Here is a 21302-nt window from a genome sequence, read left to right on the forward strand (position 1 = left end):
GACGTGTCGTCCAGTCGTTGCCGCATGTGCCATGCGAGCGACCCGACGACCTCGACGGTGTCCTCCAGCCAGTCGATCTCGTCGCGCTCTTCCGCCATCCCCGCTGCGGCAGCCGCCTTCAGCTCGTCATGAACTGATCGTCATACCGGTATCCCGCCATGGACGGCCGATCCTCTCAGTGGGGATGCCGCCGGATCTCGACGGCCACGTCCGACGCCCGGGACGGATTGAACTCCGGCCCGCGCGGGTTCTTCAGCTCGCGCCACTGCTTGATGAGCGCTCCGCAGACGTCGCACCCGGCGGGGGGGACGGGGGCTGGCGGGGGAAGTGAGGTGGAGGGCATGGCAGCACCCTCCGTACGTCAACGCCGGCTTGGCGCGGAGCTGAGAAGCCTGCGGGAGCGGTCAGCATTGAAGGGTGCGGATGTCGTCCGTCAGGTGAACGAGCGTCAAGCAGCGGAACGGCAGGCCGGGGATCTCGACCAGCCGCGCTTGTCGCGCATCGAAGGCGGTCGGCTCGGGATCAAGCCCGGCGTCCTCGACACGCTCCTCGACGTTTACGGCGTAGACGACCCGGCCAAGCGCGACGTCCTTCACGCCCTGGCTCGGCACGGCAGCCGTCGCGGTTGGTGGCAGACGTACAAGGACATCATCTCGCCGGCCTACGCCGAGCTGATCAGTCTGGAGGCTGACGCGAAGAACCTCCGCAGCTACCAGACGCTCCTGATCCCCGGCCTCCTGCAAACAGCCGCCTACGCCCGCGCCTCGATCTCAGCGATCAACCTCGGGTCCACCCCCGATCAGGTGAACGCACTCGTCGAAGTGCGGCAGGCGCGTCAAGCCGTGCTGTCGCGCCCGGCGCCGCTGGAGGTCTGGGCGATCATCCACGAGGCGGCTCTACGGCCGAAGGCCGGGGACCCCTCGGTCATGCGAGACCAGTGTCAGCGCCTACTCGATCTCATGGATCTGCCGCATGTCTCCATACAGATCCTCCCGCTCGATGCTCCGTTGCACCCCGGAACGGCGGGCTCCTTCACCGTGCTGGGCTTTCCTGAGTCCGCCGACCTTGACGTGGTGCACGTGGAGCACCTGGCGAACGCGCTGTACGTTGAAGACGCCGCCGATGTGTCGGTGTACGGCGCCGCGTTCGATGCTCTACGGGCCCACGCGCTTCCCTTCGACAGGTCGGCCGACCTCACCGCAAGAATCAAGCAGGAGCACAGATGATCAGTATCGCCAGCACCTCAGGCCGCCCCCTCACGTGGACCAAGTCCAGCTACAGCAGCGACGGCGGAAACTGCGTAGAGACTGCCGCCGGGCAGCTTCCGGGACTCGTACCGGTCCGCGACTCGAAGCTGATCGACGGGCCCGCCGTCGCGTTCGGCAACCCGTCCTGGGGCGTCTTCCTCGACGCCGTCAAGGGCGGTCAGCTCTAGCACGCGCCGCGGCGAACGCCCGCTCCCAGGGGGCGCGGGCGTTCGCAGCGGTCGGCGTCAGGGGCGGGGCACGTTGCGCAGGTTGGACCGAGCCATCTGGAGCATCCGGCCCACACCGCCGTCCAGCACGATCTTGCTGGCCGACAGGGCGAAACCGGTCACCATGTCGGCACTGATCTTCGGTGGGATGGACAGGGCGTTGGGATCGGTCACCACATCCACCAGCGCAGGGCCCTTGTGCCGGAAAGCGTCCTTCAGGGCCCCCGCCAGCTGCTTGGGCTTCTCGACGCGGACCCCGTAGGCACCCGCCGCCCGGGCGACGGCGGCGAAGTCCGGGTTGTGGTTCGCCGTTCCGAAGGAGGGAAGGCCGGAAACCAACATTTCCAACTCGACCATGCCCAGCGACGAGTTGTTGAAGAGGACCACTTTGACGGGCAGGTCGTACTGCACCAGGGTGAGGAAATCCCCCATCAGCATGGAGAAGCCGCCGTCACCCGACATGGACACCACTTGACGGCTCCGGTCGGTGAACTGCGCCCCGATGGCCTGCGGGAGGGCGTTGGCCATGGAGCCGTGGCTGAAGGAACCGATGATGCGCCGCTTGCCGTTCGGGGAAAGATAGCGCGCCGCCCAGACGTTGCACATGCCCGTATCGACGGTGAACACCGCGTCCTCGTCGGCGAGTTCGTCGAGTACGGAGGCCACGTACTCGGGGTGGATCGGGGTGTGCTTCTCCACCTTGCGGGTGTACGCCTTCACCACCCCCTCCAGGGCGTCGGCGTGCTTCTTCAGCATCCGGTCCAGGAAGCGGCGGTCCGTCTTGGTCCGCACCCGCGTGTTCAGGGCGCGCAGGGTCTCCCGTACGTCACCCCACACGCCGAGGTCCAACTGGGAGCGGCGGCCGAGGTGTTCGGGGCGGATGTCGACCTGGACGATCTTCACGTCGTCGGGGAGGAAGGCGTTGTACGGGAAGTCGGTGCCGAGCAGGATCAGCAGATCGCACTCGTGGGTGGCCTCGTAGGCCGCGCCGTAGCCGAGCAGCCCGCTCATCCCGACGTCGTACGGATTGTCGTACTGGATCCACTCCTTGCCGCGCAGGGCGTGGCCGACGGGGGCCTTGACCCGGCCCGCGAACTCCATCACCTCGGCGTGCGCCCCGGCGGTGCCGCTGCCGCAGAAGAGGGTGACCCGCTCGGCCTCGTCCACGAGCCGGACCAGCTTGTCGATCTCCGCGTCGCCCGGCCGCACGGTGGGCCGGGCCGTGACCAGGGCGTGCTGCACCGCCTTCTCGGGGGCCGGTTGGGAGGCCACGTCCCCGGGCAGCGCGACGACGCTGACACCGCTGCGTCCGATGGCGTGCTGGACGGCGGTCTGGAGCAGCCGGGGCATCTGCTTCGGGTTGGAGATGAGCTCGCTGTAGTGGCTGCAGTCTCGGAACAGCCGATCGGGGTGGGTCTCCTGGAAGTAGGCGAGGCCGATCTCGCTGGAGGGGATGTGGGAGGCCAGGGCGAGGACGGGGGCCATGGAGCGCTGGGCGTCGTACAGGCCGTTGATCAAGTGGAGGTTGCCGGGCCCGCAGGAGCCCGCGCAGGCGGCGAGGCGGCCGGTGATCTGGGCCTCTGCGCCGGCCGCGAAGGCGGCCGTCTCCTCGTGGCGGACCTGGATCCAGTCGATGCCGTCGGTGCGGCGGATGGCGTCGACCACCGGGTTCAGGCTGTCGCCGACGACCCCGTACATCCGGCGCACGCCGGCGCGCACGAGGATGTCGACGAACTGCTCCGCGACGTTCTGCTTGGCCATGGAGGGTCGCCCCTTCTGCTTCGGTGCCGGGTGCTCCGGGACCATCCACGCACGTTCCGCGCGGTTACGCCTCCCAGACCGCGGCCGCCGTCCGGTCGTCCGCGTACCCCTTGAGGCGGAGCTGGGTGTCCGCGAGGAAGGGCGCGAGACCCGGGGGCTCGCCCTGCGACCAGCGGGCGGCGAGCTCGTCCGGGAGCAGGTCCTCCTCGCGCATCGGCTCGGCGAGGCCGCCGGAACAGAGCAGCAGGGTGTCCCCCGGGCGGGCCACGGAGGCGCGGAAGCGGAACCCGCCGGCGCCGGGCTCGTCGGCCTCCAGGTCCTGCCAGCGGCCCGTGCGGAGCCGGAAGAGGCCGCCCGCGCCCGCGCCGAAGCACACCCGGTGGGGGCAGGCGGGGTCCAGGGGGAGGAGGAGGCCGCGCAGCCCGGCGGTGTACGCCTCCTCGGCGAGCCCGAGCTCGGCGGCGCGGGCCCGCAGGCGGCCGTACCCCCGGTCGGTGAGGCGCTGGAGGCCGGAGAGCAGGGCTTCGCGGCGGCCCGCCCGGACGTCGTCGGCCAGCCGCTCGCGGCTGCGGCCGACGGCCGCGGCGACGCAGTGGCCCAGTTCGGCGGCGGCCTCGCGGGCGCCGGGAGCGGAGCGGTCGCCGCCGGCCAGCACCACGAGGAGCACGCCCGTATCGGCGGCGCCGAAGCGGGCGGTGAGCAGGAAGTCCCGGCGGGCCTCGCCCCGGAACCGGGCGGAGTCCCCGCGCACGGAGGCGGCGCGCAGGGTGTACCCGCCGTAACGGGCGCCCTCCAGGACGGTGTCGGGGGTCAGGTGGCCGAGGGCGGCCGGGTCGGCGTCGGGGAGGGCGGTGGGCTCGGCGGCGTAGGTGGGGGCCCGGTCCCCGAGGTGCCGGACCGCGGGCCGCGGATCTCGCGGGGGCCGCGGGGGTTCGCCGGGCGGCGTCACCCACCGGCCGCCCTCGACGGGCGGCACGGCCACGTCACCCCGCGCGTAGCTGGTCACCCCGGCCACCCGCGGATCCACGGCCCCGCGCTGGGCCGCCGGCGGTACGGGGGCGTCCCCCGGGCGGGGCGGAGCGGGGGGAGGCGGCGGGGGCGGGGGGACGGCGGCGGGGGGCGGGAAGGGGGGTGCGGAGGCGTCCGGAGCGACCCGCGCGTGCGGGACCAGTCCGGACCCCGCCGTCCCGGGCCGGCCGGGCACCAGGCGCTGGGGCGGCTCCGGCGGGGGCGCGGACGTACGCGGCGGCCCGACGGGCGGGGCCGGGGGCACCGGCGCGGGCGGCCCGGCGGGCGGGGGCGGTGTGGCGCCCCGCCCCATTGGCCCCGGAGCGCCCTCCGGACCGACCCGCGCGGGCGGGACCGGCCCCGGCGGGGCGGCAACGGGCCGGGGCGGCGCGGTGGCGTCAGGGGTGGGGCGGCCGGGCGGTCCCGGGTCGGCGGGGGCCGCCGGGGGTGGGGGCGTCGTCAGGACCGAGGCCGAGCGGAAGCGTTGGTCCAGGGATTCTCCCGGGTCGGGGTCGGGGACCGCGTCCGGGTCCGCGTACAGCTTCTGCCACCAGTCCTCCGCGCCCTGCTGACTCATGCCCACATTGTCGGCATCCGGGGGCCCCGAAAAACCCGGAACGCGCGAAAAGGACCCACCGGGCCGCCGCCCGGTGGACCCCTTCCGCATAACCCGGACGGAGGAACGGACTTCGTACGCCCACTCGACCGTCTGGGTGACCATGGCGCCGCTCGCGTCGGCCAGTTCGACCGGGGAGTGCCGTACGCGATACCGGGCGCATCACTCTCCAGGCGAACTCCAACCAAAGGCTCTCCTACAGGGCATGACGGGCATGACGGGGCATGACGGCCCCGCACCTGCCCCATGACCGGCGGTGGCTGGTGCTGCGGTGGCGTCACTTTGGCAGAGGGACGGGAGGAACGGAGATGATGTCCGCGGCGGGTTCGCGCCGTGGCCGCTTCCCGCCAGGAACGGCACCGAGAGTGGGGTGGACGGGTTGCTGGGTGCGATAGGCCTGGACGAGGGCCAGGAGGCGGCGTACCGCGCGCTGGTGGCACTGGGGGCGGCGGAGGTACCGGACCTCGCGCACCGGCTGACGCTGCCGGTGCCGCAGACGGAACGGACCTTGCGGCATCTGGAGCGGCAGGGCCTCGCGGCGCAGTCCTCGGCCCGGCCGGGCCGCTGGGTGGCGGCGCCGCCCGGGGTCGCGCTGGGCGCGCTCCTGACGCAGCAGCGGCACGAGCTGGAACAGGCGGAGCTGGCGGCGGCGCTGCTGGCGCGGGAGTACCGGGCGGAGGCCGCCGAGCCGGCCGTCCACGACCTGGTGGAGGTGGTGACGGGGGCGAGTGCGGTGGCGCACCGCTTCCACCAGCTCCAGCTCGGCGCGGCGGAGGAGGTCTGCGCGCTGGTCACCGCGCGGCCGCAGGTGGTGACGGGGATGGAGAACGAGGCCGAGGAACGGGCCGCGATGCGGGGGGTCGCGTACCGGGTGGTGATCGAACGGGACGTCCTCGCCCGGCCGAACGGGATCCGGGAGGCGTCGACGGCGCTGGCCCGCGGGGAGCGCGTCCGGGTGACGCGCGAGGTCCCGACGAAGCTGGTGATCGCGGACCGGTCCCTCGCCATGGTCCCCCTCACCACCCGGGGGGCGGAGCCGGCGGCGCTGGTGGTGCACGCGTCGGGCCTGCTGGAATCCCTGAGGGGGCTGTTCGAGGCGGTGTGGCGGGAGTCGCTGCCGCTGCGGCTGGGCGCGACGGGGCACGCGGAGGAGGGCGACGGCGGTCCGGACACCATCGACCTGGAGATCCTCTCCCTGCTGCTGGCGGGGATGACGGACGCGAGCGTGGCCAAGCACCTGGAACTGGGGCTGCGGACGGTGCAGCGGCGGGTGAAGGGGCTGATGGAACTGTCCGGGGTCACGACCCGGCTCCAGCTCGGCTGGTACGCGTACGAGCGGGGCTGGGTGGCCCGCTAGCCGCAGGTCGGTCACGCTGGGCAGATGGATCTGCCTCAGCTGCTCCTGGTGGGGCTGGTGCTGTTGCTCGGAACGCTCGGGGTGCTGGTCCCGGGCGTGCCGGGGACCTGGCTGGTGTGGGCCGGGCTGCTGTGGTGGGCGCTGCACGTGCGGTCGGGCCCGGCGTGGACCCTGCTGGTCGCGGCGACGGCCCTGCTGCTGGTGGTGCAGGTGGTGAAGTGGCTCCTCCCGCCGCGCCGGCTGCGCGGCACGGCGGCGTCGCGCCGCATGGCGGTGTACGCGGGCGGGGGCGCGGTCCTCGGCTTCGTCCTGCTGCCGGTGGTCGGGGCGGTCCCGGGCTTCGTGGGCGGCATCTACCTGTGCGAACGCCGCCGCCTGGGCACGCACGGCGAAGCCTGGTCCTCGACCCGCACGGTGATGCGGGCGGCAGGAACGAGCATCCTGACAGAACTCCTGGCCTGCCTCACCGCAACGGCCGCCTGGCTGTACGTGGCCCTGTGGGGGCCGTGACCCGCCGCCCCCGGCCCCGGGGGCGGGGGCGGGGGCGGGCCCCGCGCCGGGAGCCGCCCCCGACAGGCCTGGACGATGCGCGCCGCTGCCGGGGGCCGGCCCCCGGACCCCCGCGCCTCAACGCCAGCGAGGCTGGGTTGTGCCAACGGAGCCAGGTCGCGCCGCAGGGGCTGGGATTGCCCGCAGGGCAATCCCAGCCCCGCCGGCGCTTGAGGCGCGGGCGCGAAGCGCCGTGTAGTGAGCCGCGCCGGCGCTTGAGGCGGGAACGGTGGAAGGGCGGGTAGGGGACAGCCCCGCGCAGCGGCAACCACCCGCACGCGACAACCCGCCCCCACCACGGCCACCGGCCCCGCCCGTCAGCCCGACGGACGGAGTCCGGCACAGCGCCGCGCAGCCGGGGAGGCCGCCCGCGGCCGAGCCGTGCAAGCGGCGCGTCGGAAAGGGGCCCGGCGCATCAAAAAGGGCTCACACCCGCCCACCCCGCTTCGCCGCATAATTCGCCCGCCCCTCCGCCGACTTCACCCGCCAGTCCCGCCGCAGCTCCGCCCGCAACCGCGCATCCGTCTTGGCGACGATCCGCTGGTTCTCCCGCAGCAGCTTCCGGTAGCTCTCCAGCCGGCGCTCCGGCAGCTCCCCCGACTCCACCGCCGCCAACACCGCACACCCCGGCTCCGCCTCGTGCGCGCAGTCGTGGAAACGGCAACGGGCCGCGTACTCCTCGATCTCCGAGAAGACCTGTCCGACCCCCGCCTCCGCGTCGAAGAGACCCACCCCCCGCAGCCCGGGGGTGTCGATCAGGACTCCCCCGCCGGGCAGCACCAGAAGGTTGCGGGTGGTGGTGGTGTGACGGCCCTTGCCGTCGACGTCACGGGTCTCCTGCACCTCCATGACGTCCGACCCCAGCAGCGCGTTCGCCAGCGTGGACTTGCCGGCGCCGGAAATCCCGAGCAGCACGCTCGTACCGTCGCCGACGACCGCCGCGAGCACGTCGGTGCCCTCCCCCGTGTGGGAGGAGACGGTGAGCACCTGGACGCCGGGCGCGGCGGCCTCCACGTCCTGGACGAGGTGGGCGAGAACGGCCGGGTCCGGCACCAGGTCGGCCTTGGTCAGGACGACGAGGGGCTGCGCCCCCGACTCCCAGGCCAGCGCGAGGAACCGCTCGATACGGCCCAGGTCGAGCTCGACCGCGAGCGAGACGGCGATGATCGCGTGGTCGACGTTGGCGGCGAGGATCTGCCCCTCCGAACGCTGCGAGGAGGTGGACCGCACGAAGGCGGTCCGGCGCGGCAGATACGCCTTCACGTAGCGCGGGTTCCCGCCGGCCTCGACGGCGGCCCAGTCACCGGTGCAGATGACGCGCAGCGGGTCGTGCGGGGTGACGAACGCGGTGTCGGCACGCACGACGCCATCCGCGGTCACGACATCGCACTGCCCCCGGTCCACCCGCACGACCCGGCCCGGGAGCAGTCCCTGATCGGCGTACGGGGCGAACTCCGCGGCCCACGCGTCGTCCCACCCAAAGGGCACGAGAGCATGCGGAAGGGAGGAGGAAGAAGAGAAGAGATCGGAAGAAAGCGAAGACGACAAGGGAAACCCTTCACAGGGCGGCCCCGGCAACACGCGCACGTCGGCGCGCGGCAAAGTGTGTGGTCAGCCGGAGGCCACGGAGGTGGAAACGATGATGAACTCCTGAATGCGGGCCGTGCCCGTCTCCGTGACAGTCATCAATGTCCTCACCTCCTGATTCCTCTGCGTTCTCGACTCCCGAACCGTAAAGGGCCGCCGCCCGAGGGCGCCACCGATTTTTTCCGGCCTTCTTCGAACGTGCGGATCAGGCCACCCGCAGACGTCCGCTCAGTGCTTGCGCAACCGGGACGTGTAGTCCTCCGGGGGGAGGAACTTTGACCAGCGTTCCGGGAATTCCGAGGGCATTCCGGCGTCCTCGTCGTCCTCGGACTCCCCCTCCGCCAGGGCCCGCCAGGCGGCGGCGCGGGCCACCAGTTGGGCGGCTTCGGCCTCGCGGACGCGTTCGTTGGCCTCGCGGGCCGCCGCCGTGGCGACCGACGGCCAGACCCGGTCGATGGCGGCGTTGACGGCCGCGCCGACGAGCACCGCGAAGGCCGAGATGCCGATCCACAGCAGGATCGCGACGGGCGCGGCGAGGGAGCCGTAGATCGTCGGCCCCTCCACGGTGTTGGTCAGGTAGATCCGCAGCAGGAACGAGCCCAGGACCCACATGGCCAGCGCCACCAGCGCCCCCGGCACGTCCTCGATCCACGGCGAGCGGACGGGGACGGACACGTGGTAGAGGGTGGTCAGGAAGGCGATGGAGAGCAGGGTGACCGTGGGCCAGTACAGGACCGCGATCACCTCCGTGCTCCACGGCACCAGCCGGACCACCGCGTCGGGGCCGACGACCATCAGCGGCAGCACGATCGCGCCGATCAGCAGGGCGGCCACGTACAGGAGGAAGGCGAGCAGCCGGGTCTTGACGATGCCCCGCTGTCCGTCGAGCCCGTACATGACGGTGATGGTGTCGATGAAGACGTTGACGGCGCGCGATCCCGACCACAGGGCGAAGGCGAAGCCCAGCGAGATCAGGTCGGGCCGGCCGCGGCTGGTGACGTCGTCGAGCATGGGTTTCGCGATGTCGTTGACGCCCCGGTCGGACAGGACGGTGCCGACCGCGCGCAGGATGTTCTCCTCGATGCTCTGCACGGACTGGGTGTCCGTCCAGCCGTCCACATAGCCGAGGAGGCCCAGCAGGCCGAGGAAGAGCGGCGGCAGGGAGAGCAGGGTGAAGAAGGCCGCCTCGGCCGCGAGCCCGAGGATGCGGTACTCGATGCACGAGTTGACGGTGTCTTTGAGCAGCAGCCAGGCCATCTTTCGCTTGGAGACGTTGCGATAGACGGCGCGGGCCCGGTGGAGCCGTCCTGGGATCCGCTCGGGTGTTTCTTTTGCTGGCTGCACGTCCTTACGGTATCCGCATGGCAGCCACCACCCACACAGTCAGCAATCAGGTCCCGCCGCTCGTGGGCCACGAGGTCTACCTCGGCGACCGCGCCCTCACCGAAGGCGTCGAGCGGCACCTCGCCGACGCGGCGCCCGGGCTCCGCGCCGAGGTGACGGGGGAGCTCACCGCGCTGGGGCGGGCCGCGGGCTCCGCCGAGGCCCAGGAGTGGGGCCGGCAGGCGAACGAGAACCCGCCGGTCCTGCGTACGCACGACCGGTACGGGAACCGGATCGACGAGGTCGAATTCCACCCGGCCTGGCACCGTCTGCTCGGGCACGCGGTGTCCTCGGGGCTCACCGACGCCTGGGGGCGCCCGGCGGGCCACCTGCGGCGCGCGGCGGGCTTCTTCCTCTGGTCGCAGGCCGAGTCGGGGCACGGCTGCCCGGTCTCGATGACGCACGCCGCCGTGCCGGCGCTGCGCACCGACCCGGAGCTGGCCGCGGAGTGGGAGCCCCGGCTGACCTCGCACGTGTACGAGGAGGGGCTGCGCCCGGCCGCCGAGAAGGCCGGGGTGCTCTTCGGGATGGGCATGACGGAGAAGCAGGGCGGCAGCGACGTCCGGGCGAACACGACGGTGGCGGCGCCGCTGGGCACCGACGGCGCGTACGTGCTGACGGGGCACAAGTGGTTCTGCTCGGCGCCCATGTCGGACGCCTTCCTGGTGCTGGCGCAGGCGCCGGGCGGGCTGACCTGCTTCCTGGTGCCCCGGGTGCTGCCGGACGGGACGCGCAACGCGTTCGCGATCCAGCGGCTGAAGGACAAGCTGGGCAACAAGTCGAACGCGTCGAGCGAGATCGAGTTCGACGGGACGACGTGGGCCCGGCGGGTGGGCGAGGAGGGCCGGGGGGTGCGGACCATCATCGAGATGGTCGCGGCGACCCGGATGGACTGCGTGATCGGTTCGGCGTCGCTGATGCGCCAGGCGCTGACGCAGGCCGTCCACCACGCGGAGTACCGCTCCGCTTTCGGGGCGCGACTCGTCGACCAGCCGCTGATGCGCAACGTCCTCGCCGACCTCGCCCTGGAGTCGGAGGCGGCGACCGCCCTCACCCTGCGCCTCGCGGCCGCCCAGGACGCCGCCGACGGGGCCGGATCGGAGCAGGAGCGGGCCTTCCTGCGCCTCGCGGTGCCCACGGCCAAGTACTGGGTGACCAAGCGCTGTACGCCGATGGTCGCCGAGGCCCTGGAGTGCCTGGGCGGCAACGGCTACGTCGAGGAGTCCGGGCTGCCCCGCCTGCTGCGCGAATCCCCGGTCAACTCCATCTGGGAGGGGTCGGGCAACGTCCAGGCGCTGGACGTGCTGCGCGCCCTCCAGCGCGAGCCGCAGGCACTGAACGCGTTCCTCCGGGAGGTCGGCCTGGCCCGGGGCGCCGACCACCGGCTGGACGCGGCGATCAAGGACCTGCTGACCGACCTGGCCGACCTCGACGGGATCCAGGCGCGGGCCCGCCGGGTGGTGGAGCGGATGGCGCTGGTGCTCCAGGGTTCGCTGCTGGTGCGGTGGGCGCCGCCGGAGGTGGCCGACGCGTTCTGCGCCTCACGGCTGGGCGGGGACTGGGGCGCGGCCTTCGGGACGCTGCCGCACACCCTGGATCTGGGGGCGGTGGTGGCACGGGCGCGGATCGCGGGCTGAGGGCGGTCCCCCTGGGCGGCCGTGGTCCCCAAACCACTGCGGCCCGAACCGCTCAGCGCCGGGATCCGGCCCGTGAAGGTGGGACCGGGGGGTGGCGCCGCGCCGACTCGGCGCCACCCCGCGATCCGAGAAGCCCCGAGGAAGGAGCTGTCACGCCGCTCGGCGGCGTGCCGATAGTTTCGGTCGGGTGACCGGGGGTTGGCGAGGGTTGCATACCGTTGCAACCCTGCGGACCCCCGGTCGGCGGGCCGCCCGCCGCACGTGCCCGGGGAAGATGCACGGACGGAGCCCGGGGGGCCCGCGCAGTACGTCCTGTTCAGCACGGGGAGGTTCCGGTGGCCAACACCGCAGGCAGCACGGTCGACGTGGCACGCATCTCGGCCATGGACGCGCGGAAGGCGGCGCGTCTGCTCAAGGGGGTACGGGCGGCCGCCCTGGCCGGAGACCGGCCCCCGGCCGCGCCCCGCCCGGAGATCGCCGAGTCCTGGCGGCGGATGCTGGCCGGCGGGGTGCACCCCGACCGGGACGCCCGCTCCCGGCTGCTGTCGGCGGCGGAGACCGAGGAGCGCCGGCAGGTCTCCCCGCTGCGGGAGGTGCTGCCCGTGCTGCGCGAGGGGCTGCTGCCCACGCTCGACGAGGCCCTGCACATCATGGTCGTCGCCGACGCCGACGGCCGGCTGCTGTGGCGGGAGGGGCACAGCTCGATCCTGCGCAAGGCGGACCGGCTGGGTTTCGCGGTGGGGGCCGACTGGGACGAGGCGGTGGTCGGCACCAACGGGGTGGGCACCGCGCTGGTGACCCGGCGGCCGGTGCAGGTGTTCTCCGCCGAGCACTTCGTCTCCAGCCACCACGACTGGACCTGCGCGGGGGCGCCCGTACGCGATCCACGGGACGGGCAGCTGCTGGGGGTGGTCGACGTGAGCGGGCCGCTGGCCACCATGCACCCGGCGACCCTGGCCTGGGTCAGCTCCGTGGCCCGGCTGGCCGAGCGCGAGCTGCGGGTGCGGCACCTGGAGTCCCTGGAGCGGCTGCGGGCCGTCGCGGCCCCGCTGCTGGCCCGGCTGCCCGGCCGGGCCGTCGCCGTGGACCCGCACGGCTGGACGGCGGCCGTCACCGGGCTGGCACCCGCCGACCGGATGCCGCTGCCGAAGGGGCTCGGGCCCGGGCGGCTGTGGATCCCGCAGCTCGGGGACTGCGTGGCCGAGCCGCTGCCCGGCGGCTGGCTGCTGCGGCTGGTGGACACCTCCGCCGCCGCGCCCGCCGTGAGCCGGGTCGTGCTGGACCTCAGCCGGCCCCGCTCCTGGTCGGCGACCGTGTACGGGGCCGCGGGCAGCTGGTCCCAGGAGCTGAGCCCGCGCCACGCGGAGCTGCTGTTCCTGCTGGCGGAGAGCCCGCGCGGGCGCACCGCCGCCGAGCTGGCCACGGAGCTCTTCGGGGACCCGACCCGTACCGTGACGGTCCGCGCCGAGCTGTCCCGGGTCCGCCGGCACCTCGCCGGGGTGCTGAGCCACCGGCCGTACCGGTTCGCGGAGGACGTGGAGGTGGAGCTGATCCGCCCCGAGGACCCGGCCCGGCTGCTGCCCCACTCGACGGCGCCGGCCGTGGTCCGGGCCCGCCTCGGGGGCGGGGGCGCAGGGGGCTCCCGGGGCGTGTGATTCCCTGAAACGCATGAGCACCAACACCCTGACCACCTGGTCCCTCGAAATGACGTCCCCCGGGGACCTCGTCCCGGCGGCCGTGCCCGGCCCCGAGATCCGCGTCGAGCGCGCCGAGGTCCCCTCCCCGGAGTTCAGCCGGTTCCTGTACGCCTCGGTGGGCGGGGACATCCACTGGACGGACCGGCTGTCGCTGACCCGCGCGCAGTGGGTGGAGTGGCTGGGGCGGCCGGGCGTGGAGACCTGGGTGGCGTACGACCGGGGCACCCCGGCCGGGTACATGGAGCTGGACCCGCAGCCCGACGGGGTGGTGGAGATCATGTACTTCGGGCTGCTGCCGGACTTCCGGGGCCGCCGGATCGGTGGTCACCTGCTGACGGTCGGCACCGAGCGCGCCTGGGACCTCGCGGACCGCTGGCCCGGCCGCGAGCGGACCCGCCGGGTCTGGGTGCACACGTGCAGCCAGGACGGGCCGACGGCGATGGACAACTACCGGCGCCGGGGCTTCGAGGTCTTCAGGACCGAGACGGAGGAGAAGCAGGACACCCCCACCCCGGGCCCCTGGCCCGGCGCGTAACCCTCCGGGGGCCAGCCGCACACCCCTCCCCGGCGCGCCTCCCCCGGCCCCCGCCCCCGCCGCCCCGCGGCGGCCCGGCCGGAATGCGCCCCTCCGGGCGGTCTCCGGCCGGGGTCCCGGCCCCCCTCCCCACCTGCGCGAATGCCGTCCCCGAGGTGACCCCCGTCACGTCATCCCACGATCCGGGACGACTTCGTCCACATCATGGACAGTAGTGGACTCCTCCAATCGGGCCATGACACGCTTCCGCCATGAATGGAGCTGGAATTGCCTTGGTGAGTCGGCGGCACGTCGACCTCGGCCGCATGTCCAGCGCCATCTGTCCGGCGCGCTGACGGAACCAGCCACCGCCGCACATCGCCGTCGTCCCGCTCCGCGGACGCGTCGATCACCCGCAGTCCCCTGAAGGCCGAAACCGCCCCCAGGCACCGGCAAACCCGGTCAAAGGGCGGCGATCAGCCACACCTGCTCAGAGTCGCCAGCATGCCAGGGGTCACGCCGCCGCTCCCCCTGCCCTTGCCTTGAGCCGTTGAAGAAGGACGTACCCGTCATGGCCGCCACCCCCGAAACGCCCGCAGCCGCACCCGCTGCCGCAGCCGCCGCGCGCCGCAAGACCGGCCGTCACCGCGGCGAGGGCCAGTGGGCCGTCGGACACCACACGCCCCTCAACGGCAACGAGCAGTTCAAGAGGGACGACGACGGTCTCAACGTGCGGACACGCATTGAGACGATCTACTCCAAGTCGGGCTTCGACTCGATCGACCCCAACGACCTGCGCGGCCGGATGCGCTGGTGGGGCCTCTACACCCAGCGCAAGCCCGGGATCGACGGCGGCAAGACCGCGATCCTGGAGCCGGAGGAGCTGGACGACAAGTACTTCATGCTGCGCGTCCGCATCGACGGCGGCCGGCTGACCACCGAGCAGCTCCGCGTCATCGGCGAGATCTCCCAGGAGTTCGCCCGCGGCACCGCGGACCTCACGGACCGCCAGAACGTGCAGTACCACTGGATCCGCATCGAGGACGTCCCCGAGATCTGGCGCCGGCTGGAGGCCGTCGGCCTGTCCACCACCGAGGCCTGCGGCGACACGCCCCGCGTCATCCTCGGCTCGCCCGTCGCCGGCATCGCCGAGGACGAGATCATCGACGGCACGCCCGCCATCGAGGAGATCTACCGCCGCATCGTCGGCAACAAGGACTTCTCGAACCTGCCCCGCAAGTTCAAGTCGGCGGTCTCCGGCTCGCCGCTGCTCGACGTCGCGCACGAGATCAACGACATCGCCTTCGTCGGCGTGCACCACCCCGAGCACGGCCCCGGCTTCGACGTCTGGGTCGGCGGCGGCCTCTCCACCAACCCCAAGCTCGGCGTCCGGCTGGGCACCTGGGTCTCCCTCGACGAGGTCCCGGACGTCTACGAGGGCGTCATCTCGATCTTCCGCGACTACGGCTACCGCCGTCTGCGCACCCGCGCCCGCCTGAAGTTCCTCGTCGCCGACTGGGGCCCGGCCAAGTTCCGCCAGGTCCTGGAGGACGAGTACCTGCGGCGCAAGCTGACCGACGGCCCCGCGCCCGAGCAGCCCAGCGGCCAGTGGCGCGACCACGTCGGCGTGCACCGGCAGCAGGACGGCCGGTTCTACGTCGGCTTCGCGCCCCGCGTCGGCCGCGTCGACGGCGCCACCCTCACCAAGATCGCCGACGTCGCCGAGCAGCACGGCTCCGGCCGCCTGCGCACCACCGCCGAGCAGAAGATGATCGTGCTCGACATCGAGGCCGGCCAGGTGGACTCGCTCGTCGCGGCCCTGGAGGCACTGGACCTGCGCGTCCAGCCGTCCCCGTTCCGCCGCGGCACGATGGCCTGCACCGGCATCGAGTTCTGCAAGCTGGCCATCGTCGAGACCAAGGCGCGCGGCGCCTCGCTGATCGACGAGCTGGAGCGGCGCCTGCCCGACTTCGCCGAGCCGATCACCATCAACATCAACGGCTGCCCGAACGCCTGCGCCCGTATCCAGGTGGCGGACATCGGTCTCAAGGGCCAGCTGGTCCTGGACGACGACGGCAACCAGGTGGAGGGCTACCAGGTCCACCTGGGCGGCGCCCTCGGCCTGAAGGCCGGCTTCGGCCGCAAGGTCCGCGGCCTCAAGGTCACCTCGGCCGGCCTGCCGGACTACGTCGAGCGTGTCGTCACCCGCTTCGAGGAGCAGCGCGAGGACGGCGAGCGCTTCGCCGCCTGGGTCACCCGCGCCGGCGACGAGGACCTGTCGTGAGCGAGCGCGCCGCACCGTTCTACTGCCCCTACTGCGGCGACGAGGACCTGTTCCCGAACGAAACCGGTCACGGCGCCTGGGAATGCCGCGCCTGCAACCGGGCCTTCCAGCTGAAGTACCTCGGGCTGCTGGCCCGGGGTGTTCAGACCAACTCCGTTGGAGGGGACGAGATATGACGACACCTCAGACGCCACAGGCACCTCAGGAGACCGACGACCTGCGGGCACTGGCCGAGCGGGCGGGCCGGGAGCTGGAGGACGCCTCCGCGCTGGAGATCCTCACCTGGGCCGCCGAGACCTTCGGGAGCAAGTTCTGCGTGACCTCCTCCATGGAGGACGCGGTCGTCGCGCACCTGGCCTCCCGCGCCTTCCCGGGTGTGGACGTGGTGTTCCTCGACACGGGTTATCACTTCGAGGAGACGATCGGGACGCGGGACGCGGTGGACGCGGTGATGGACGTGAACGTCATCACCCTCACCCCGCGCCAGAGCGTCGCCGAGCAGGACGCCGCGTACGGTGCCCGGCTGCATGACCGTGATCCGGACCTGTGCTGCGCGCTGCGCAAGGTCAGGCCGCTGGAAGAGGGCCTGACGGCGTACGAGGCGTGGGCGACGGGTCTGCGCCGGGACGAGTCCCCGACCCGGGCGAACACCCCGGTGGTGGGCTGGGACGAGCGGCGGCGGAAGGTCAAGGTCTCCCCGATCGCCCGCTGGAGCCAGGGCGACGTGGACGCGTACGTCGCGGAACACGGTGTGCTGACCAACCCGCTGCTGATGGACGGCTACGCCTCCGTCGGCTGCGCCCCGTGCACCCGCCGGGTGGCGGCGGGCGAGGACGCGCGGGCCGGCCGGTGGGCGGGGCGGGGCAAGACCGAGTGCGGACTGCACGGCTGATGACGACGAGCGAAGAACCAACGGAGAAGAAGCAGATGAGCGTGAGCGACCAGGGCGCCACCGTGTGGCTGACCGGGCTGCCGAGCGCCGGGAAGACCACCATCGCCTACGCGCTGGCCGACCGGCTGCGCGCTGAGGGCCACCGGGTGGAGGTCCTGGACGGGGACGAGATCCGCGAGTTCCTCTCGGCCGGGCTCGGTTTCAGCCGTGAGGACCGGCACACGAACGTGCAGCGGATCGGCTTCGTCGCCGAGCTCCTCGCGCGCAACGGCGTCAAGGCCCTGGTCCCGGTGATCGCGCCGTTCGCGGACAGCCGGGAGGCCGTCCGCAAGCGGCACGCCGCCGAGGGCACCCCGTACCTGGAAGTGCACGTCGCGACCCCGGTCGAAGTCTGCTCCGTACGTGACGTGAAGGGCCTGTACGCCAAGCAGGCGGCGGGCGAGATCACCGGGCTGACCGGGGTCGACGACCCCTACGAGGCACCGCAAACCCCGGACCTGCGCATCGAGTCGCACACGCAGACCGTGCGGGAGTCGGCTTCGGCCCTGCACGCGCTGCTCACCGAGAGGGGTCTGGCATGACCACCGTCGCCCACCTGCACGAAGGGACCGACGCGCCCTACGCGCTGTCGCACCTCGACGCCCTCGAATCCGAGGCCGTGCACATCTTCCGCGAGGTGGCGGGCGAGTTCGAGAAGCCGGTGATCCTCTTCTCCGGCGGCAAGGACTCCATCGTCATGCTGCACCTGGCGCTGAAGGCGTTCGCGCCCGCGCCGGTGCCCTTCACGCTGCTGCACGTCGACACGGGCCACAACTTCCCCGAGGTCCTGGAGTACCGCGACCGCACGGTCGCCGAGCACGGCCTGCGCCTGCACGTGGCCTCCGTCCAGGAGTACATCGACGCCGGGACGCTCCGCGAGCGCCCCGACGGCACCCGCAACCCGCTCCAGACCCTCCCGCTGACCGAGGCGATCCAGCGGCTGAAGTTCGACGCCGTCTTCGGCGGCGGCCGCCGCGACGAGGAGAAGGCCCGCGCCAAGGAACGGGTGTTCAGCCTGCGCGACGAGTTCTCCCAGTGGGACCCGCGCCGCCAGCGCCCCGAGCTGTGGCAGCTCTACAACGGCCGCCACGCCCCGGGCGAGCACGTGCGCGTCTTCCCGCTGTCCAACTGGACCGAGCTGGACGTCTGGCAGTACATCGCCCGCGAGGGCATCGCACTGCCGCAGATCTACTTCGCCCACGAGCGCGAGGTCTTCCAGCGGGGCGGCATGTGGCTGACGGCCGGCGACTGGGGCGGTCCCAAGGAGGGCGAGACGCCCGAGACGCGTCTCATCCGCTACCGCACCGTCGGCGACATGTCCTGCACCGGCGCCGTCGACTCCGACGCCGCCACGCTGGACGCCGTGATCGCCGAGATCGCCGTCTCCCGCCTCACCGAGCGGGGCGCGACCCGCGCCGACGACAAGATGTCCGAGGCCGCGATGGAAGACCGCAAGCGCGAAGGGTACTTCTAGCCATGACCTCCACCACCACCGAGCAGTTCGCCGACCTCTCGGCGACCACGCTGCTGCGTTTCGCGACCGCCGGTTCCGTCGACGACGGCAAGTCCACCCTGGTCGGCCGGCTCCTGCACGACTCCAAATCGGTCCTGACCGACCAGATGGAAGCCGTCGAAGCCGCCTCCGCCCGGCGCGGCCAGGAAGCCCCCGACCTCGCCCTCCTCACCGACGGCCTGCGCGCCGAACGCGAGCAGGGCATCACCATCGACGTGGCCTACCGCTACTTCGCCACCGCCCGCCGCCGGTTCATCCTCGCCGACACCCCCGGGCACGTGCAGTACACCCGCAACATGGTCACCGGCGCCTCCACCGCCGACCTCGCCGTGGTCCTGGTCGACGCCCGCAACGGCGTCATCGAGCAGACCCGCCGCCACGCCGCCGTCGCCGCCCTCCTGCGCGTCCCCCACGTCGTCCTCGCCGTCAACAAGATGGACCTGGTCGGCTACGAGGAGAAGGTCTTCGCGGCGATCGCCGAGGAGTTCACCGCCTACGCCTCCGACCTGGGCGTGCCGGAGATCACCGCGATCCCGATCTCGGCCCTGGCCGGGGACAACGTCGTCGAACCGTCCTCCCACATGGACTGGTACGGCGGCCCGACGGTGCTGGAGCACCTGGAGACCGTCCCGGTCAGCCACGACCTCACCGCCTGCCCGGCCCGCTTCCCCGTGCAGTACGTGATCCGCCCCCAGTCCGCCGAGCACCCCGACTACCGGGGCTACGCGGGCCAGATCGCCTCCGGCGTCCTGCGCGTCGGCGAAGCCGTCACCGTCCTGCCGTCCGGCCGCACCAGCACCATCGTGGGCATCGACGCGCTCGGCGAGAGCGTGGACATCGCCTGGGCCCCGCAGTCGGTGACCCTGCGCCTGGCCGACGACATCGACATCTCGCGCGGTGACCTGATCGCGCCGTCCGCGAGCGCCCCGGCCACCACCCAGGACGTCGAGGCCACGGTCTGCCACGTGGCGGACCAGCCCCTGTCGGTGGGCGCCCGGGTGCTGATCAAGCACACGACGCGCACGGTCAAGGCGATCGTCAAGGAGATCCCCTCGCGGCTGACCCTGGACGACCTGTCCCAGCACCCGAACCCCGGCCGGCTGGTGGCCAACGACATCGGCCGTGTGGTCGTCCGGACCGCCGAACCGCTCGCCCTCGACGCGTACGCCGACTCGCGCCGCACCGGGTCCTTCCTGCTGATCGACCCGGCCGACGGAACCACTCTGGCGGCGGGCATGGCGGGCGAGTCCTTCGCCTCCCAGGCCGATACGGCCGTCCAGGCGGACGAAGAAGGGTGGGACTTCTAGATCATGATCGCCGATCTGTACTCCACCTTCGCGAAGGAGGGCGGCCGCGTGGGCAGCGGCACCCTCGGCAGTGGCCAGGGAGGGGTGGCGCGATGTGCGTGATGACGTACGCGCACCGCATGCGCGCCCTCACCCCCCACGAGCCCCACCTGCCCCCGTTCCACCGACGAAGACGTGCGTCATGAGATGACCACGTCACGAGAGGAAGCCCTCCCGTGCCTGCCATCCGCCCCACCCGCAAGTCCCCGCGCCGCGGCGTCGTCGCCGCTGCCGCCCTGCCGCTGCTGATCGGCGTCCTCGCCTCCTGCGGCTACGGCTCCCAGACCGACAAGGCGGAGGACAAGACGGCACCCGCCGCCGCGACCGGCGCCAAGAAGCTTTCGGCCCCCGAGGTCCGCATCGGGTACTTCCCGAACCTGACGCACGCCACCGCCCTGGTCGGCCTCCAGGAGGGCCTGATCCAGAAGGAACTGGGCGCCACCGCCGTCAAGCCGCAGTCCTTCAACGCCGGTCCGTCCGAGATCGAGGCCCTCAACGGCGGCTCTCTCGACATCGGCTTCATCGGCCCCTCGCCCGCGCTCAACGGCTACGTGAAGTCCAAGGGGCAGAACCTGCGGATCATCTCCGGCTCCGCCTCGGGCGGCGTCAAGCTCGTCGTGAACCCGGACAAGATCAAGACCCTGGACGACCTCAAGGGCAAGCGGATCGCCACCCCGCAGAAGGGGAACACGCAGGACGTCGCGTTCCTCAACTGGATCGCCGAGAAGGGCTGGAAGGTCGACGCGGAGTCCGGCAAGGGCGACGTCTCCGTGGTCCGTACGGACAACAAGGTCACCCCGGACGCCTTCAAGCAGGGTTCGATCGACGGTGCCTGGGTGCCGGAGCCGACGGCCTCCAAGCTCGTCTCCGAAGGCGGTTCCGTCCTCCTCGACGAGACCTCCCTGTGGCCCGACAAGAAGTTCGTGATCACGAACGTCATCGTGTCGCAGAAGTTCCTCAAGGAGCACCCGGACGTGGTCGAGGCCGTCCTTGCGGGCACGGTGAAGACCAACGACTGGATCAACGCCCACCCCGACCAGGCGAAGGCCTCCGCCAACGCCAAGCTGGCCGCTGACAGCGGCAAGGCCCTGGACGCGAAGGTCCTCGACCCGGCGTGGCCGTCGATCCTCGTCACCGACGACCCGCTGGCCTCCACGCTGAAGACGGAGTCCGACTGGGCGGTCAAGGCCCGGCTCATCGAGCAGCCCGACCTGGCCGGCATCTACGACCTGACGCTCCTGAACAAGGTCCTCAAGGCCGCGGGCAAGCCCGAGGTCTCCGACGCCGGTCTCGGCGCCAAGTAAGCACGTAGTCCAGCGACCCCAGGAGGTGACGACCATGGCCACCACGCTCGCCAAGGCTGCCGAGGGCACCGTTGCGGAGCACGCGCACGCCGCCCGCATCGAGCACGTCTCGAAGTCCTTCTCCGGCCCGGCCGGAACACAGCTCGTCCTGGACGACATCAGCCTCGATGTCGCCCCCGGCGAGTTCGTCACCCTCCTGGGGGCCTCGGGGTGTGGCAAGTCCACCCTGCTGAACCTGGTCGCGGGACTGGACGAGCCGTCCGCTGGGTCCATCGCGACCCCCGGCGGCCGTCCGGCCCTGATGTTCCAGGAGCACGCCCTGTTCCCGTGGCTCACCGCGG

At 72.4% G+C, this 21302-nt stretch carries 21 protein-coding genes; 16 read left to right on the forward strand and 5 right to left on the reverse strand.

Going from position 1 to position 21302, the window contains the following annotated elements; all coding sequences use genetic code 11:
* Window positions 1-175: 175 nt before the first annotated feature.
* Window positions 176-343: a hypothetical protein gene (locus ACZ6ZT_RS31210; protein WP_469723530.1), complete on the reverse strand. Its 168-nt coding sequence runs from the start codon at window positions 341-343 to the stop codon at window positions 176-178.
* Here ACZ6ZT_RS31210 and ACZ6ZT_RS31215 point away from each other — a divergent pair.
* Window positions 342-1226, forward strand: a complete 885-nt coding sequence (locus ACZ6ZT_RS31215; RefSeq protein ID WP_469723531.1) for a helix-turn-helix domain-containing protein — start codon at window positions 342-344, stop codon at window positions 1224-1226. The genes ACZ6ZT_RS31210 and ACZ6ZT_RS31215 overlap by 2 nt on opposite strands.
* Entirely contained in the window at window positions 1223-1435 is a 213-nt protein-coding gene (locus ACZ6ZT_RS31220) for a DUF397 domain-containing protein (protein WP_469723532.1), read from the forward strand. Before ACZ6ZT_RS31215 ends, ACZ6ZT_RS31220 begins: the two co-directional genes overlap by 4 nt.
* A 57-nt stretch (window positions 1436-1492) precedes the next feature.
* Here ACZ6ZT_RS31220 and ACZ6ZT_RS31225 read toward each other — a convergent pair whose 3' ends face one another.
* Together ACZ6ZT_RS31225 and ACZ6ZT_RS31230 are read right to left on the reverse strand one after the other, a co-directional pair.
* A complete protein-coding gene (locus ACZ6ZT_RS31225; RefSeq protein WP_469723533.1) occupies window positions 1493-3235 on the reverse strand; it encodes a pyruvate dehydrogenase in 1743 nt (580 codons plus the stop codon).
* Between the two features lie 64 nt (window positions 3236-3299).
* Window positions 3300-4820: a protein phosphatase 2C domain-containing protein gene (locus tag ACZ6ZT_RS31230; protein ID WP_469723535.1), complete on the reverse strand. Its 1521-nt coding sequence runs from the start codon at window positions 4818-4820 to the stop codon at window positions 3300-3302.
* Between the two features lie 418 nt (window positions 4821-5238).
* Here ACZ6ZT_RS31230 and ACZ6ZT_RS31235 point away from each other — a divergent pair, with 418 nt between their 5' ends.
* Window positions 5239-6216: a helix-turn-helix domain-containing protein gene (locus ACZ6ZT_RS31235; protein WP_469723562.1), complete on the forward strand. Its 978-nt coding sequence runs from the start codon at window positions 5239-5241 to the stop codon at window positions 6214-6216.
* Between the two features lie 24 nt (window positions 6217-6240).
* Complete coding sequence (locus ACZ6ZT_RS31240) at window positions 6241-6726, forward strand: DUF456 domain-containing protein (RefSeq protein ID WP_469723536.1); 486 nt, start codon at window positions 6241-6243, stop codon at window positions 6724-6726.
* Between the two features lie 465 nt (window positions 6727-7191).
* Here the strand turns inward: ACZ6ZT_RS31240 and rsgA are convergent, their stop codons facing one another.
* Both rsgA and ACZ6ZT_RS31250 read right to left on the reverse strand, forming a co-directional pair.
* Complete coding sequence (gene rsgA / locus ACZ6ZT_RS31245) at window positions 7192-8313, reverse strand: ribosome small subunit-dependent GTPase A (protein WP_469723538.1); 1122 nt, start codon at window positions 8311-8313, stop codon at window positions 7192-7194.
* A 267-nt stretch (window positions 8314-8580) separates the two neighbouring features.
* Complete coding sequence (locus ACZ6ZT_RS31250) at window positions 8581-9696, reverse strand: YihY/virulence factor BrkB family protein (protein WP_469723540.1); 1116 nt, start codon at window positions 9694-9696, stop codon at window positions 8581-8583.
* 17 nt (window positions 9697-9713) lie between these two features.
* On the opposite strand from ACZ6ZT_RS31250, the gene ACZ6ZT_RS31255 reads away from it, so the two are divergent.
* The 12 genes from ACZ6ZT_RS31255 to ACZ6ZT_RS31310 form a co-directional block, all read left to right on the forward strand.
* Entirely contained in the window at window positions 9714-11372 is a 1659-nt protein-coding gene (locus ACZ6ZT_RS31255) for an acyl-CoA dehydrogenase family protein (protein WP_469723541.1), read from the forward strand.
* A 383-nt stretch (window positions 11373-11755) separates the two neighbouring features.
* Window positions 11756-13027: a GAF domain-containing protein gene (locus tag ACZ6ZT_RS31260; protein ID WP_469723564.1), complete on the forward strand. Its 1272-nt coding sequence runs from the start codon at window positions 11756-11758 to the stop codon at window positions 13025-13027.
* 13 nt (window positions 13028-13040) lie between these two features.
* Complete coding sequence (locus ACZ6ZT_RS31265; protein WP_469723543.1) at window positions 13041-13604, forward strand: GNAT family N-acetyltransferase; 564 nt, start codon at window positions 13041-13043, stop codon at window positions 13602-13604.
* Between the two features lie 251 nt (window positions 13605-13855).
* Complete coding sequence (locus tag ACZ6ZT_RS31270) at window positions 13856-13939, forward strand: putative leader peptide (RefSeq protein ID WP_312847410.1); 84 nt, start codon at window positions 13856-13858, stop codon at window positions 13937-13939.
* A 215-nt stretch (window positions 13940-14154) separates the two neighbouring features.
* Window positions 14155-15867: a nitrite/sulfite reductase gene (locus tag ACZ6ZT_RS31275; RefSeq protein ID WP_469723545.1), complete on the forward strand. Its 1713-nt coding sequence runs from the start codon at window positions 14155-14157 to the stop codon at window positions 15865-15867.
* Complete coding sequence (locus ACZ6ZT_RS31280) at window positions 15864-16043, forward strand: hypothetical protein (protein WP_469723547.1); 180 nt, start codon at window positions 15864-15866, stop codon at window positions 16041-16043. Before ACZ6ZT_RS31275 ends, ACZ6ZT_RS31280 begins: the two co-directional genes overlap by 4 nt.
* Window positions 16040-16759 (forward strand): phosphoadenylyl-sulfate reductase, encoded by a 720-nt coding sequence (locus ACZ6ZT_RS31285; protein ID WP_469723549.1) that lies wholly within the window; start codon window positions 16040-16042, stop codon window positions 16757-16759. Before ACZ6ZT_RS31280 ends, ACZ6ZT_RS31285 begins: the two co-directional genes overlap by 4 nt.
* Window positions 16760-16794: 35 nt before the next feature.
* Window positions 16795-17340 carry an adenylyl-sulfate kinase gene (gene cysC / locus ACZ6ZT_RS31290; RefSeq protein ID WP_469723565.1) on the forward strand — a complete coding sequence of 182 codons (546 nt, stop codon included), beginning with the start codon at window positions 16795-16797 and terminating at the stop codon, window positions 17338-17340.
* Entirely contained in the window at window positions 17337-18272 is a 936-nt protein-coding gene (cysD, locus tag ACZ6ZT_RS31295) for a sulfate adenylyltransferase subunit CysD (protein WP_469723550.1), read from the forward strand. Before cysC ends, cysD begins: the two co-directional genes overlap by 4 nt.
* Window positions 18273-18274: 2 nt before the next feature.
* Window positions 18275-19618: a sulfate adenylyltransferase subunit 1 gene (locus ACZ6ZT_RS31300; protein ID WP_469723552.1), complete on the forward strand. Its 1344-nt coding sequence runs from the start codon at window positions 18275-18277 to the stop codon at window positions 19616-19618.
* A gap of 215 nt (window positions 19619-19833) precedes the next feature.
* Window positions 19834-20961: an aliphatic sulfonate ABC transporter substrate-binding protein gene (locus ACZ6ZT_RS31305; protein WP_469723554.1), complete on the forward strand. Its 1128-nt coding sequence runs from the start codon at window positions 19834-19836 to the stop codon at window positions 20959-20961.
* A 34-nt stretch (window positions 20962-20995) separates the two neighbouring features.
* The coding region (locus ACZ6ZT_RS31310) for an ATP-binding cassette domain-containing protein (protein ID WP_469723556.1) at window positions 20996-21302 on the forward strand (307 nt) is incomplete at its 3' end.

This window comes from Streptomyces sp. NPDC102258, from assembly GCF_055584685.1.